Origin of the sequence: Candidatus Koribacter versatilis Ellin345, assembly GCF_000014005.1 — a bacterium.
Classification (GTDB): Bacteria; Acidobacteriota; Terriglobia; order Terriglobales; family Acidobacteriaceae; genus Korobacter; species Korobacter versatilis_A.
The window spans coordinates 3,693,751-3,708,471 of record NC_008009.1; the positions used below are offsets into that span (position 1 = coordinate 3,693,751).

A 14,721-nucleotide genomic window follows, 5' to 3' on the forward strand; every position below is an offset into this window, starting at 1 on the left:
TCTACTTCGTACTCCCGGCTAAGGTCTTGTTTTCGATGGTGGAGCCGGTAACGGCCCCGAACGACGCCGACGAAACGGTGCTCGCATACTTGGCGAAGACGCCGCGCTTGTATCGTGGCTCCGGCGCGCGCCAGTTGCGGAGGCGCGCTTCGAGTTCTGCGTCGGTGAGGTGGACGCGCAGTTCGCGGCGTTCCACGTCGAGAGTGATGATGTCGCCATTGCGTACCACAGCGATCGCGCCGCCATTCGCGGCTTCGGGCGCAACGTGGCCCACGCTCAAGCCGCGGGTAGCGCCGGAGAAACGTCCGTCGGTGATGAGCGCGACGGTCTCGGCGAGTTCGGTGCCGGCGATGGCCGCCGTCACGCCAAGCATTTCGCGCATGCCAGGGCCGCCCTTCGGGCCTTCATATCGGACCACGACCACTTCGCCCGCCTGGATGGTGCGGTCTTCCACGCCCGCAAAGGCTTCTTCTTCCGACTCGAAGACGCGAGCGGGGCCTTCAAAGAAGAGCTTCTTGTGTCCGACGAGTTTGACCACGCAGCCTTCGGATGCGAGGTTGCCTTTCAGGATCATGAGGCCGCCGGTAGCTTTGATGGGATCGGTAAGCGGACGAACCACTTCCTGGCCCGGCGTTTCTTTCGCCTGCTTCGCTTCTTCGGCGATGGTCTTACCGGTGACAGTCAGTGCGTCGGCGTGCAGCAGGTTCGCTTCGAGCAGGCGTTGCGCGACGAGCGGAATACCGCCGGCATCATGAAGATCGGTGGCGGTGAAGCGGCCAGCGGGCTTGAGTTCGCAGAGCAGTGGCGTGCGCGAACTGATCTTGTCGAAGTCTTCGATGTTCAGTTCGACGTCCATTTCGTGCGCGATGGCGAGCAAGTGAAGAACGGCGTTGGTCGACCCGCCGGAGGCGGCGACGCTGGCGATTGCGTTTTCGATCGCCTTGCGCGTGATGATTTGGCTGGGGCGGATGTCGCGGCGGACCAGTTCCATGACGAGGTGTCCGCAGCGTCGTGCGACCTGCTGCTTCTCTACGGTCATCGCCGGGACGCTGTTAGCGCCCATCGGCGAGATGCCGAGGAATTCGCCGCACATGGACATGGTGTTAGCGGTGAATTGTCCACCGCAGGCGCCGGCGCCGGGACAGGCGTTGTGTTCGAGTTCTTCGAGATCAGCGTCGCTCATTTTGCCGCGCGCATGCGTACCGACTGCCTCGAAGACGTCTTGAATCGTGACCTTCTGAGCATGGAATTTGCCGGGCGCGATGGAGCCGCCATAGAGCATGAGACCCGGGATGTCGAGGCGCTCGAGCGCCATGATGGTCCCGGGGATGGTTTTATCGCATCCCGATAGGGCGATCAGGCCGTCGAAAAGATTGCCGCGCGCGACGAGTTCGATGGAGTCGGCGATGACCTCGCGGCTGACCAGCGACGCCTTCATGCCTTCCGAGCCCATGGTGATGCCGTCAGAAATGGAGACGGTGTTGAACTCCATTGGCGTACCGCCGGCTTCGCGAACGCCCTGCTTGATGTGCTCGGCGAGCTCACGAAGGTGCAGGTTGCAGGGACCGATTTCGATCCAGGTGTTGGCGATGCCGATGATGGGCTTACGAAGGTCTTCCGGGGTGAACCCGGCGGCGCGCAGCATGGCGCGGGCTGGGGCGCGGTTGGGACCTTCGGTAATGGCGTCGCTACGCTTGTGTGGCTTTGGGGATTTTTCGGTCATAGGGAGCCTGAAAGTGAGTACCTATAAAAATGCGCTCCCCGAGACAGCGAGAGCGCCGTGCAATCGTTAGCTTGCGAAAACTCTACGCCCGGCACTTCCATTAGGCAAACTTATAATTTTTCTGAAAAGCATCAGACATTTTAATCCATAAGCAAAAGCAATGGAGAGTCAAAGTTTCATGATTCGTGAACTTTGGCGGCCGGGCTTGACGAGCGGGGCGGGATTCGGGCATCATCCCAGTACTCGAAGCCATGCGTAACTACTTTTATCCGTCGTTTACCTGGCGCTCCTACCGATTTTACGGGGAGCGGCGCGACGGATTGTTGGCTTCAGACAAGTTCCTAAATACCTGATCTGAGAAGCACCAAGAATCCAAACGAGCCGCGACCCACAAGTCGCGGCTTTTGCTTTGCAGGGCGTTTTCTCAGAACACCGAGGAGAGAGAAGTGATTATCAATATGTCGTCTGCAGCCACAGAATCGGAAATCAACCACGTGATCGACCGGGTGAAAGAGCTCGGCTACCAGGCGCACGTAACGCGTGGCACCGAGAAGACGATCGTCGCCGCCGTTGGGAGTTCCGGCAACCGCGAACAACTGGCGGCGCTGGAGGCCGCGCCGGGCGTGGAGAACGTGGTCGTCATCGCGCACCCATTCAAGCTCGTCAGTATGCAGGTGAAACAGAAACGGACCGTGGTGAACGTGGGCGGCGTGCCGATTGGCGGTGAGGCTTGCGTGCTTATGGCGGGGCCGTGCTCGGTGGAGTCGCGAGAGCAATTGATGACCGTGGCCCATGCGATCGCGGCGGCCGGGGCAACGATGCTGCGCGGCGGCGCATATAAGCCGCGGACCTCGCCGTACGAGTTCCAGGGGCTGGGGACGGAGGCGCTGAAGCTGCTGCGCGAAGCGTCCGAGGCAACGGGTCTGCCGGTCGTCACAGAAGTGATGAGCACCGAGGATGTGGACCTGGTGGCGGAGTACGCGGACATGCTGCAGGTGGGCGCGCGCAATATGCAGAATTTCTCGCTGCTGCGACGATTGGCGAAATGCGAGCGGCCGATTTTGCTGAAGCGGGCGCCGTCGGCAACAGTGAAGGATTGGCTGCTGGCGGCGGAGTATCTGCTGGCGGGCGGCAATAGCCAGGTGGTGCTGTGCGAGCGCGGGATTCGCTCGTACGATCCCGACATGCGAAACACGTTCGACCTGGCGGCGATTGCGCTGGCGAAACAGTTGTCGCACTTGCCGGTTGTCGCCGATCCGTCGCATGGGACCGGACGACGCGATCTGGTGCCGATCATGGCGCGCGCGGCGGTGGCGGTTGGCGCGGATGGCGTGATCGTCGAAGTGCATCCGTGCCCGGAGAAGGCGCTGTCGGACGGACCGCAATCGCTGACCCTGCCGGAGTTCGAGAAGATGGTGCAGTTGCTGGGGCAGCCGCTGCGTAGGCATCTGCGGCAGGAATTGAAGGCGGCGACAGCGTAGATTCTCTCCGCGGCGGGAGGCGATCGCGGTATATCGCCTCCCGCTTTGTTGCAATCGGGCAGCGCTCTGTTTAACATCCCGTTCACTTCACATCCGAGGCACGAATGGATCCCATCACCCTGAAGGTGAATGGCCGCGACCGGCAGGTCACGGTCGCACCCGACACACCGCTGCTCTGGGTACTGCGCGACACACTCGAATTAACCGGCACGAAGTTTGGCTGCGGCGTGGGCCAGTGTGGCGCGTGCACGGTGCACGTGGATGGCGATGCGGTGCGCTCGTGCACCACGCCGGTGTCTCAGGCGGTGGGAAAGAAGATCACGACGATCGAAGGGCTATCGGCGGACTCGACGCATCCGCTGCAGGTGGCGTGGGTGGCGGAAGATGTACCGCAGTGCGGGTACTGCCAGTCGGGTCAAATCATGCAGGCGGCGGCGTTGCTGGCGCAGAAGCCGCATCCGAGCGAGACGGAAGTCATCGAGGCAATGAACGGAAACTTGTGCCGGTGCGGGACGTATCACCGCATTCGCAAGGCGATCGCGCGGGCGGCGGGAGGTGCGCGATGAGCCCTGTATCGCGACGCGACTTTTTGACGACGAGCGCTACGGCGGCGGCAGGGTTGGTGGTGGCGCTCCATCTGCCGTTGTCGAGTGAGGCAGAAAGTGCGGAGTTTGCGCCCAACGCTTACGTCCATATTTCGCCTGAAGGCAAAGTGACGATCGTGGTGGCGCGCTCGGAGATGGGGCAAGGGGTGAGGACTTCCCTGCCGATGATTCTTGCGGAGGAACTCGATTGCGACTTCTCGCAGATTGCGATTGAGCAGGCAGGCGCGAGCACGTTGTTTGGCGACCAGACAACCGGGGGAAGCGCAAGCGTGCGGACCTGCTGGGATCCAATGCGGAAGGCCGGGGCGCAGGTGCGCGCAATGCTGGTGAGCGCGGCTTCGGCGCATTGGAAAGTCGATTCGTCAGGTTGCACGACGGAGAATGGCTTCGTGATTCATGCGGCTTCAAATCGAAAAGCGAGTTATGGATCGCTGGTCGGGGCGGCGGCGAAGTTGCCAGTTCCCGCAGAGCCGAAGCTGAAAGACGCGAAGGATTTCAAACTGATCGGCAAGCCGAAGCAGCGTCTGGATACGAAGTCGAAGACGAACGGGTCGGCGATCTTCGGAATCGATTTCAAAGTGCCGGGAATGAAATATGCGGTGCTGGTGCGGGCGCCGAAGTTTGGCGCGACAGTAAAGAGCGTGGATGACGCTCGCGCCAAAGGCGTGGCGGGCGTGACCCACGTGGAGAAGATTGGCGACTCGGCAGTCGCGGTAGTGGCGGATTCGGTGTGGGCGGCGATGTCGGGGCGACGCGCACTGAAGGTCACGTGGAACAACGGAGAGAACGCCACGCTGGATTCGGAAGCGGTATCGCAGTCATTGCGTGAGGCGGCGAAGAAAAAGGGCGTGGCGCTGTTCAATGCCGGAGATGTGGCGAAGGGCGCGGGCAAGAAAGTTGAAGCGGAGTTCGAGACGCCGTTTCTTGCGCATGCGCCTTTGGAGCCGGGAAACTGCACCGCACAGTTCCGCGGCGATTCCTGCGAATTGTGGGCGCCGACGCAGGTTCCGCAGGATGTGCGCGATTCCGTGGCAGCGGCTCTGAATCTCAAGCCGGAGCAGGTGAAGGTCAACGTCACGCTGATGGGCGGCGGCTTCGGGCGCAGGCTTGAACACGACTACGGCGTGGAAGCGGCGCTGGTATCGAAGGCCGTCAATCTGCCGGTGAAGGTGATCTGGACGCGCGAGGACGATATGAAGTACTCGACGTATCGTCCGGTGAGCCTGCACCAGATCAGCGCGCACGTTGGCGCGGATGGGTATCCGACGGAGCTCACGCATCGGATCATCTCGCCTTCGATTAGCCGGCAAAAGGGGACGAAGCTGGATGACGGGATCGATCCCGATCTGAAGGATGAGGGCGCGTTTATCTATCCGGTGGCGAATGTGCTGCTGGAATATGTGGACCTCGATACCGCGGTTCCGTTGGGCTGGATGCGCTCGGTGTATGCGTCGCAAGTGGCGTTTGCGAATGAGTGCTTCCTTGATGAACTGGCGGAGGTAGCGGGAAAGGACCCGCTGGAGTATCGGCTGCACTTGCTGCGCGAAGACAAAGAGATCAAGTTCTGGGACACGACGTGGAGCACGGCACGGATGCGCGGCGTCTTAAAGCTTGCGGCGGAAAAGGCCGGGTGGTCGAAACCGGTGGCCAGCGGGCGTTTTCGTGGGATCGCGGCGCATGCTTGCTTTGGTAGCTACGTGGCGGAGGTCGTGGAGATCTCGCGCAACGAGGACCAGCCGAAGATCGAACGCGTTGTTGTCGCGGCGGATTGCGGGACGGTGGTGAATCCGAACATCCTGGAGCAGCAGTTGCACAGCGCGGTGGTGTTTGGGCTGACGCAGACGCTCTATGGGAAGATCACGGTGCAGGGGGGCGCGATTGCGCAGGCGAATTTTGGAGACTATCAGTTATTGCGGAATGCGGACATGCCGGTGATTGAGACGCATTTTGTGGAGAGCAGCGAGGCGCCGTCGGGGATTGGGGAGCCTCCGGTGCCACCGATGGCGCCGGCGTTGTGCGGGGCGATTTATGCGGCGACGAAGAAGAGAGTGAGAGCGTTGCCGATTTTGACGTAGCTGGGGCTAAAGCCCCGATTCTTTTATTGGGCCTTTTCGGCACGACTGAAGTCGTGCCCTGATACAAAGACCATTTCCCGAGCTCAAGCTCGGGGCTACCTCAAGGACATGAACTATACAGAACGGAATTTTTGGCTGGATACGGTGGAGATGCCGCGCGGCAGTGATGTGCCGGTGCCGGAGCGCGCGGATGTGGCTGTGATTGGCGCGGGGTTCACTGGACTGTCGGCGGCTCGTACGCTGGCGAAACTCGGTGCGCGCGTGGTGGTGCTCGAGGCGGAGACGGTCGGCTGGGGAGCGAGTTCGCGGAACGGCGGCATGGTGCTAACCGGGATGAAGCTCAGCAACGAAGTTCTGCAGAAGCGTTACGGCTTCGAGGCGACGAAGCGGATGTATGACGCGTCGCTGGCCTCGATTGATTATGTTGAGCAAGTGGTGAAGGAAGATCAGATCGAGTGCGACTTCTCGCGCTGCGGACATCTTGAGGTGGCGAACAAACAATCGCACTTCGATGCGTATGCGCGCGTCGCGGAGATGACCGCGCGCGATTTCGGGCACACCCTGCACATCATTCCGAAGAGCGCATTGAAAAGTGAGATTGGCGCCGAGATGTATTTTGGCGGGATGGTGGATGAGGACAGCGCTGGCGTGAACCCGGCGCGTTACGTGGCGGGACTGGGGCTTGCAGCGCTGAAGGCCGGCGCGTGCGTGTTCGAGCGGGCGCGGGTGCAGAGCATCGACCGCGTCGGCAGCGGCTTTCGGCTGACCACCTCGAAGGGGACGATCGAAGCCAAGGATGTGCTCATCGCGACCAGCGGGTACACAGGAAAGCTCTCGCGACCGCTGCTGAAGCGGGTGATTCCGATTGGGTCATTCATCATCGCGACCGAAAAGATCGATGCTGCGCTGGCGAATGAACTTATCCCGCACAATCGCATGGTGTACGACTCGCTGAATTTTCTGCACTACTGGCGGCGCACACCAGACGATCGGATTCTCTTCGGCGGGCGCGCGGCGTTCTTTCCGGAGACGTCGAACACGATCCGCAAGAGCGAAGAGATCCTGCAACGAGACCTGGTGGCGATCCACCCACAGCTCAAGAATACGAAGGTGGAATACGCGTGGGGTGGAACACTCGACTTCACATTTGACGTGATGCCGCATGCGGGAGAATTTGATGGCGTGCATTATGCGCTCGGCTATGCGGGGCACGGTGTCGCGATGGCGACGTACCTTGGCATGCTGATGGCGGAGAAGCTTGCAGGTAAGGCTGATCGCAATCCATTCGCAGGGATTCCCTTCCCTGGCGCGCCGCTTGGGTTATACAACGGGCAGCCGTGGTTCCTGCCATTTGCGGCCGCGTATTACAAGGTGCTGGACTTTATCAGCTAATGGCCGCTGCGGCTTGATCGGCGCGCGCGGCGCGGCGCGCAAAAAACTTAACTACGGGATACATCAAAGGACCGAGGGCGAGCGAGAGCAATCCGCCGATGGGATTTTCGCTGGCCGAAAGCGCGATGGCGCCGATGATGAGCGGGGCAATCACGCAATACGCCACACCGGCGATTCCCCACGGAATGCGGAAGGGCCGCTTCATGTTCGGATCTTTCGCGCGCAGTCGCCACGCGGCGATGACGGTCATCCACGTAGTCGCAACACGCAGCCACGAATAGACAATGATGAGCGCCGAGAGACTCTTCCACGAGAGCGCCGCATAAACACAGGCCGAGCAAATAATCGCGAGCCACGGCGTTTTAAAGCGTGCGTGGGTTTTCGCCAGGAAACGCGGGAGATAGCCGTCTTCGGCCATGGCGAAGGGCATGCGCGTGGAAGCGATCACGGTGCCATTCAGCAGCGAGACAGCAGTGATCAACGCAGCGAGGTTCACGGCGAAGCCAAGCCAGTGTCCGCCGATGGCGAAGGCGGCGGTGGAGAAGTAGCCGTCTTTCCATGCGTGCCAATCGCCGACTGCGGCGAGCGAGAAGAGCGTGGGGAGGAAGTAGGTGGCCATCGCCATCGGCACGGCCCACGCGAGCGCGCGTGGGAATGTGCGCTGCGGGTCTTCGACTTCTTCTGCAACCGTCGAGAGCTGTTCGAAACCGGAGTAGAGCCAGAGGCCGAGGGCAAGTCCGACACCGGCAACTTGTTTCGGCGTCGCACCCGGAGGAATCAATGGCAGGAATGGATTGTGCTGCCACTTCGTCGCGCCCCACACACACATGACGGCGATGGGAGCGAGAATCAATACGCCAAACACAGTAGCGACTTTGCCGACGGCATCAATGCCGACGATGTTCACGAACGTGATGACTATGATCATCGCGAGCGCAACCGCAAAGTGTGCCAGCGGTGCTTTGAGTTGCGGAAAATAGAACTGCATGTAGTCGGCGAACATGACCGCGTACACGCCGCCGAGAATGAAAGACGCGCACCAGTTCCACCATCCGGCGAGGAAGCCCCAGAAGTCTCCGAAGGCCGCGCGGGACCAGCGGTAGAAGCCGCCTTCCACGGGCATCGCGGTCGTCAGTTCAGCGGAGACGAACGAGACCGGGATGCACCAGAAAAACGGGAGCAGCAGGTGGTAGATGAGCGTCATGCCGGGGCCGGAGGTGGTGACCTGGCCTTCGAGCCCGAAGGGTCCGCCGGTGGTGTACGAGTACATCACGAAGACGAAGGGCAGCAGGCTGGCGCGCTTCATCGCGGTCTTCGCGGCGGTTTGACTCATTGGGTGTCGCGAATTGTAGCAAACAGGTAGACGACCCCACTCCGCGGGGGATGCCAGAGTGGGTTGGCCTTTCCGGCGAAACTATTTTCCGATGATGATGACGTGCCCGCCGCCATCAATCGCTATCCCCTTACTTTTTGACTTCTTTGACCTCTTTCTCTTCCTGGACGCGGTAGTCAGCAAAACGTTGTAAAAGCATTTGTCGCCGTTATTCGCGTGCGTAAGATCGGCACAGAATGTGAGGCTTCCGTTCGCCGGCAACACGGGGCCGACAAACACGTGGTCGTCGTTACGTCGGTTCCACAGCTCAATCAAATACTCCACGCTGTCGAGGTTCACGAACGCGATGCGCCCGCTGATCGGCAGGTCTACCTGCGATAACGAGGGCACTCCGTTGGTAATCGTGACTACGATCGTGGTTGCCAGCGGAAAAATCTTGCGTTTTGCCATTAGATAGCTCCTGTCGAAAAAAGCTCATTTCGGATTACTTCGGAACCCGGGGTCCTTGAGAAGCTGCTGCAATTCGGGCCGGACTTGCAAATCATCGAGACTGTTGCCGTTTTTCAGGCTTTTCTGTGCGAAATCGATGGCGCGCTTGCGGTCGCCGAAATCTTCGTACACTTCAGCGGCGTCGGCGAGCACGGTGGAATCATGGGGCTGGAGCCCGAGGGCGGCATCGATCTCGCGCATTGCATTGGTTCGATCGCCGGCCTTGGCGTAATGCGTGGCAAGTGAGGAATGGGCGTTGGCATCCTCGGGATGCGCGACGACGTAGGGTTTAAGAAGTGCGAAGGTATGGGCGCGGCTGTCGGCGGCACCGACGTCATCATGCATCCACTGCAACATGACGGTGAGGTTCGCCCACACTTCATAATTCTGATCGTTCATCGAGAGCGCTTTGCGCGTGATGTCAACGCCTTCGGCATAACGCTTCTGGCTCATATAAAGACGACCGAGATTGGCGTAGGCAGCATAAGACGGCGAGAGGTCAAGGGAGCGGCGCAAAGCCGTTTCGGCCTCTTTTTGCGAGGCGGGATCGCCGATGAGCAACAACACTCCAGCGACATTGCTATAAGCAGCGGAATTGTCGGGCGTGAGATCGAGCACGCGCCGGAACTGCGCAATCGCTTCCGGATAGCGTTGCTGGCGAACGTAGAAAGAACCGAGCGCGTTATAGCTGTCCCAATAATCAGGCCGCAGAAGGATTGCCTGTTTAAAGCCGGCTTCCGCGTCGGCGGTGCGTCCGGCGCGCTCGTACTCGCGCGACAGGCCCTTTACGGCTTCTGGATCGCGTGGATTGATCGCGAGCGCTTTCTGATACTCCTGCAAGGCGAGGTCATGTTGACCAAGCGCAGACTGTAACCACGCCAACGAAACGTGCGGTGCGGCAACGCGGTCGTTCAATTGCATCGCGTGCTGCAGGTTCGCAAGCGCCTGGTCCACCCATTTCTGCTTGGGATCGACGACGTTCTTCAGGCGATAGCACTCGCCGAGAGAAGCAAAGCCCAGCGCAAATTGCGGATCGAGGTGTATGGACTGGTTGAGGTCTTCAATGGCCTGGTCGAGATTGCCGGCTTTGTCGTAACGCTGCATGTAGCCGAGCGCTCTCAGGTAGAGCTCGTACGAGGCAGGCGAACCGCGGCCGCCAGTGGCTCGCAGCATCTCCGTTGAGAGCTTGATGTTCATCAATCCGGCGAGGCGGACGACAGCCTCATCCTGAAGCGCGCCAATGTCGCCAGTTCGGTCTTCGAGAGTCGCTGAGCCGATCTGCCGCAGGTTGCGAGCGTCAATGAGATCCACGCGGAGGCGAACGTCATCACCGTTGTGCTGGATGCTTCCCTTCACTACGAGACTCGCACCGAGGACTTTGGCGGCGGCGGTGGGGTCGGAGATCTTGTGGGCGCGAACTACGCTGGCCGGGACGACCCAGAGCGTCTGCTTGCCGGCGCTGAGATTGGAAAGCTCACCGGTCAAGGAATCCATTAAGCCGGCAGCAATGGCCTCGTTGCTGGGATCGCCGGAGGCGTTGTCGAAAGGGAGCACGGCGATGTGCTCCACCGTATTGGAGGGAATCACGGTGTTGAGCCGGGTGCGAACCGATGGCAGCAGCAAAGCGACGACGACCGCAACGAGTAGGACGATCGCCGCATACAGAACACGCTTCGATGTCTGGCGCTGCTGCGTGTTCCAGCGCGCTGTCGATGCATGCTCGGCCAATTGTTTGAGCTCTTTTGCGCTGATGGCATTGCTGCGGGTTGGACTGTCGGTGTCTGCACCCCGCGCGGATGCTGCGAGTTCGTCGTTCGCAGCCACGAGGGCTGCGAGGAATTCCTTCGCCGTCGGATAGCGGTGTTCCGGCTGCTTTGCCAAGGCGCGGTAGGCGACAGGAGCCAGCGCTTGCGGCAGAAGTTCCATGCCTGCGGGCGGTAGATTCACGATCGCGAACGCAATCGCGGTGGTGTTCTCCCGAATGAAAGGATAGGAGCCGGTGAGCAGTTGCACGAGGATGATGCCAAGGGCCCACACGTCGCAGGCCGGCGTGATCGCTTCGCCAAGCACCTGTTCAGGAGCCATGTACGGCAGAGTGCCTGAGGTGTGCATGCTCTGCGTCATGGCGGAGCTGCTGACGACGCGAGCAAGACCGAAGTCCACGATCTTGGCGACATTGTCGGTGGTAAGGATGATGTTGGAGGGCTTGACGTCGCGATGGACGATATTGCGGGCGTGGGCGGCTGCCAATCCGCGAGCAACCTGGCAAACGATATCCAGGGGATGCGCACCGGCGGCACCGCTGTCCATGGCCTGCGCGAGGGTCTGGCCTTCGTAATACGCCATCACGATGAACGGATGCTGATCCGGCGTTTCCTCGATCCCGTAAATCGCGCCGATGTTCGGGTGATCGAGCGTGGAGGCCGCGCGAGCTTCCTGCAATAGATTGCGGCGATCACGATCACTGAGGGCGGTATCGGAGGGGAGAAACTTCAGGCAGACGGTGCGCTGGAGCTTGGTGTCGAGCGCTTTGTAGACCACACCCATCCCACCGGCGCCGAGCTTTCCGAGCACGCGGTAATGACCAATGTTTTCGCCTGTGGCCGGGGCTGGGGAGGTCATTTGGCGCACATCTTATGTTGGGGATTGGGGATAGTCAATCGAGGGATGCTGCTGCTTGCCGATTGCGGAAGGGGTTCCGACCTACGAACGTGTGGTTTCTTCGGCGCGGAAGTGCGCGAGTATCGCTTCGGCTTGGGTGCGGTTCACCACGGCTTCGAGGCTGGTTGCATTCGCCGTGCGGATCGACTGAATGCTGCCGAAGTGGCGGAGCAGGCGCTTCATGGCTTGTTCGCCGATGCCAGGGATTTCCAACAGCTCGTTGCTGCGGTCGCGGATTTCGCGGCGTTTGCGATGGAAAGTGATCGCAAAACGGTGGGCTTCGTCTCGGATGAGCTGGATGATGTGCAGCACCGGCGAGTGGTGGTCGATGCGGATAGGTTCGTCTTCGCGGCCGTGGACGTAGATGATCTCTTCGCGCTTGGCGATCGACGCGAGCGGCTGGTTGGTAATGCCGATGGCTTCGAGGGCGCCAGCCGCGGCGTGGAGTTGGCCGACACCGCCGTCGATGAGGACCAGGCTCGGCATTGGTTGGTTCTCCTCGACGATGCGCTTGTAGCGACGGGTTACGACCTCGCGCATGGAAGCGAAGTCGTCCACACCTTGCACGGTCTTGATGATGAATTTCCGGTAGTCGGACTTTTTCATCTTGCCGTCTTCCCACACCACCATGCTGGCTACGGTCTCGGCGCCCTGGATGTGCGAAATGTCGAAGCACTCGATGCGGTTCGGCAATTCGGGCAGCTCGAGCGTGTCTTGCAGGACAGACTTGAGGACGTCGGTCTGCGGGCGCATAACACGGAAGCGCTGGTCGTAGGACTGCTTGGCGTTCTGAGCAACGAGGTCGATGAGTGAGCGCTTGTCGCCACGCTGCGGGACATTGATATCGATCTTGCGGTGCATCTGCTCGCTGAGAATCTCGCAGAGGGCTTCGCGGTCTTCGAACTCTACCGGGACGTAGATGGTGCGAGGCACGTACTTGTTGTCGAGATAGATCTGTTGCAAGAGCGTACTGAAAAACTCACCGGTGTTGAGGCCGCCAGTGGCTTCCATTTCACCGAGGTCTTCGAAGAAGAAATCGCGGCGGTCGAGGACCTTGCCTCCGCGCATGTGGAAGAGGTTCACGGCGACCATGTGGTTCTCGTAGTGGTAGCCGAAGACATCTGCGTCGTCGCCCTCGGCGGCTGCGATGCGCTGCTTCTGGTGCAGGTCTTCTACGGTTGTGATCAGGTCGCGATACTTCGCCGCCAGTTCAAACTGCATGCCTTCCGCGGCTTTATTCATGCGCGCGGTGAGCGACTGCTTCAAGTCGGAGTGACGGCCTTCGAGAAAGAGCTTTACGTCTTTTACGGCTTCGCCGTATTGCACTTCATTCGTCAGACCTTCGACGCATGGGCCGAGGCAGCGCCCGATGTAGTGCTGCAGACACGGGCGCGGATGATATCGACGGAGATCGATATAACAGCTTGGGACGAGGAAGTTGCGGTGGATCAAGTCCACCACGCGATAGGCGAGGTTCGCCGGAAAGAACGGACCGTAGTATTCGGAGCCGTCTTTCTTCAGGCGGCGGGTGACATAGACGCGCGGCCACTTCTCGCCCATCGTCAGCTTGATGTAGGGATAGGTCTTGTCGTCGCGCAGAAGGATGTTGAAGCGGGGCTTCTTCTGCTTGATGAGGTTGTTCTCGAGAGCGAGGGCTTCTTTCTCGTTATCGACGACGATGTACTCGACGTCCACCGCCTCGCGCAGGAGACTGCCGGTCTTGGAGTTTTCGTCGGCCCCGCGAACGAAATACGACCCCACCCGCGAGCGCAGGTTCTTAGCCTTCCCCACGTAAATGATCTCGCCCTCGGCGTTTTTGTAGAGGTACACGCCGGGAGAGGTAGGGAGGGTACGGATTTTCTGGTGGAGATCCATAACTGTAGGTCTTAGGAATTAGGAGTTAGGTTTTAGGCCATTCGATCTTGCGATTTCGGCCTGCACCTGTTGCTGCAGGAATCAGCCAGCAATCACAGGTCTTTTCTAATTCCTAATACCCAAGAACCTAATGCCTGTTTTCATCACGTAAAAATTCTACGACGGACGCCGGAATTCCTTGATTCCGCTGATCTTAGGCGTCGTAACTCATTGATAAATAACGTTTCAGGAATGGCACGGAGGTTGCTATTCCCTATGTGACGGCAGGGTAGCAGAACCTCCCCCATTACCTTGGTTCGCCTCTGGCCAGCGGAAAGTCTCTAAGGAGCCCTGAAGCTATGAACCGGATTTCGATGGTAGCAGTTCTGATTGCAGGCGTAATGCCCTTCACCGTGGGCTGCGCAACGAAGAAGTACACCCGCGAGCAAGCTGCGCCGATTATCAACAAGACCAATGAATTAGATGATCTGACGGCCAAGAATAGTCGCGATATTAAGGACACGGATCGTCGCGCGCAGTCCGGAATTGCCGACGCCCAGGCGAAGGCCACCACCGCCGACCAGCATGCAGTGCAGGCTGGCCAGCAGGCCGATGCAGCCAACAAGAATGCCACCCAAGTGAACGGGCAGGTTGCGTCACTCGCCGGTACGGTGGAGAACCTCGACAATTACAAGCCGGTGGCCGAGAGCTCGGTGCACTTCGGCTTCGATAAGGCTGACCTGACCAAGAAGGCGAAGGACGCCCTTGACCAGCTTGGGGGACAGTTTTCGAGCACCAAGCACTTCATCATCGAAGTGGAAGGCAGCACCGATTCGACTGGCGATGCCGACTACAACTATCAGCTGAGCAAGCGCCGCGCCGATGCGGTGATCCAGTACCTGGCGGACAAGTACCAGATTCCAGCGCACAAGATCTACTTGATCGGCCTGGGCAAGGACAAGCCGGTGGAGAAGAATGCCACCAGCGAAGGCCGCGCCAAGAACCGCCGCGTGGATGTCCGCTTGATGACCAACACCGGCGACCAGCAGCAGAACGCTTCTGCGAACACACCGCAGGGCGGAAAGTAACGACCTAAGTCAGCTAGATT

10 protein-coding genes are annotated in these 14,721 nt (G+C 60.0%); 5 read left to right on the forward strand and 5 right to left on the reverse strand.

The genetic code is table 11. The features are described 5' to 3' along the window. Window position 1: 1 nt before the first annotated feature. Window positions 2-1,723 (reverse strand): dihydroxy-acid dehydratase, encoded by a 1,722-nt coding sequence (gene ilvD, locus ACID345_RS16040; RefSeq protein ID WP_011523909.1) that lies wholly within the window; start codon window positions 1,721-1,723, stop codon window positions 2-4. 458 nt (window positions 1,724-2,181) lie between these two features. On the opposite strand from ilvD, the gene aroF reads away from it, so the two are divergent. The 4 genes from aroF (at window position 2,182) to ACID345_RS16060 (ending at window position 7,276) form a co-directional block, all read left to right on the forward strand. Continuing rightward, window positions 2,182-3,204, forward strand: coding sequence for a 3-deoxy-7-phosphoheptulonate synthase (aroF, locus tag ACID345_RS16045; protein WP_011523910.1), 1,023 nt, complete (start codon window positions 2,182-2,184; stop codon window positions 3,202-3,204). Between the two features lie 104 nt (window positions 3,205-3,308). Next, a complete protein-coding gene (locus ACID345_RS16050) occupies window positions 3,309-3,770 on the forward strand; it encodes a (2Fe-2S)-binding protein (RefSeq protein WP_011523911.1) in 462 nt (153 codons plus the stop codon). After that, a complete protein-coding gene (locus ACID345_RS16055; protein WP_011523912.1) occupies window positions 3,767-5,884 on the forward strand; it encodes a xanthine dehydrogenase family protein molybdopterin-binding subunit in 2,118 nt (705 codons plus the stop codon). Before ACID345_RS16050 ends, ACID345_RS16055 begins: the two co-directional genes overlap by 4 nt. A 108-nt stretch (window positions 5,885-5,992) precedes the next feature. Then, window positions 5,993-7,276, forward strand: a complete 1,284-nt coding sequence (locus ACID345_RS16060) for an NAD(P)/FAD-dependent oxidoreductase (protein ID WP_011523913.1) — start codon at window positions 5,993-5,995, stop codon at window positions 7,274-7,276. On the opposite strand, the gene ACID345_RS16065 is transcribed toward ACID345_RS16060, so the two are convergent. The 4 genes from ACID345_RS16065 to uvrC form a co-directional block, all read right to left on the reverse strand. After that, the gene (locus tag ACID345_RS16065; RefSeq protein ID WP_011523914.1) at window positions 7,269-8,609 is read right to left on the reverse strand and encodes an APC family permease; all 1,341 of its coding nucleotides are present in this window, start codon (window positions 8,607-8,609) and stop codon (window positions 7,269-7,271) included. The two genes, ACID345_RS16060 and ACID345_RS16065, sit on opposite strands and share 8 nt — an antisense overlap. A gap of 81 nt (window positions 8,610-8,690) precedes the next feature. Continuing rightward, window positions 8,691-9,059 (reverse strand): hypothetical protein, encoded by a 369-nt coding sequence (locus ACID345_RS16070; RefSeq protein ID WP_011523915.1) that lies wholly within the window; start codon window positions 9,057-9,059, stop codon window positions 8,691-8,693. Between the two features lie 24 nt (window positions 9,060-9,083). Continuing rightward, on the reverse strand, window positions 9,084-11,720 hold the full coding sequence (locus ACID345_RS25675; RefSeq protein WP_011523916.1) for a serine/threonine-protein kinase: 2,637 nt from the start codon (window positions 11,718-11,720) through the stop codon (window positions 9,084-9,086). 81 nt (window positions 11,721-11,801) lie between these two features. After that, complete coding sequence (gene uvrC / locus ACID345_RS16080; RefSeq protein ID WP_011523917.1) at window positions 11,802-13,634, reverse strand: excinuclease ABC subunit UvrC; 1,833 nt, start codon at window positions 13,632-13,634, stop codon at window positions 11,802-11,804. A gap of 338 nt (window positions 13,635-13,972) precedes the next feature. Here uvrC and ACID345_RS16085 point away from each other — a divergent pair, with 338 nt between their 5' ends. Beyond that, window positions 13,973-14,701 carry an OmpA family protein gene (locus ACID345_RS16085; protein ID WP_011523918.1) on the forward strand — a complete coding sequence of 243 codons (729 nt, stop codon included), beginning with the start codon at window positions 13,973-13,975 and terminating at the stop codon, window positions 14,699-14,701. Window positions 14,702-14,721: the final 20 nt, after the last annotated feature.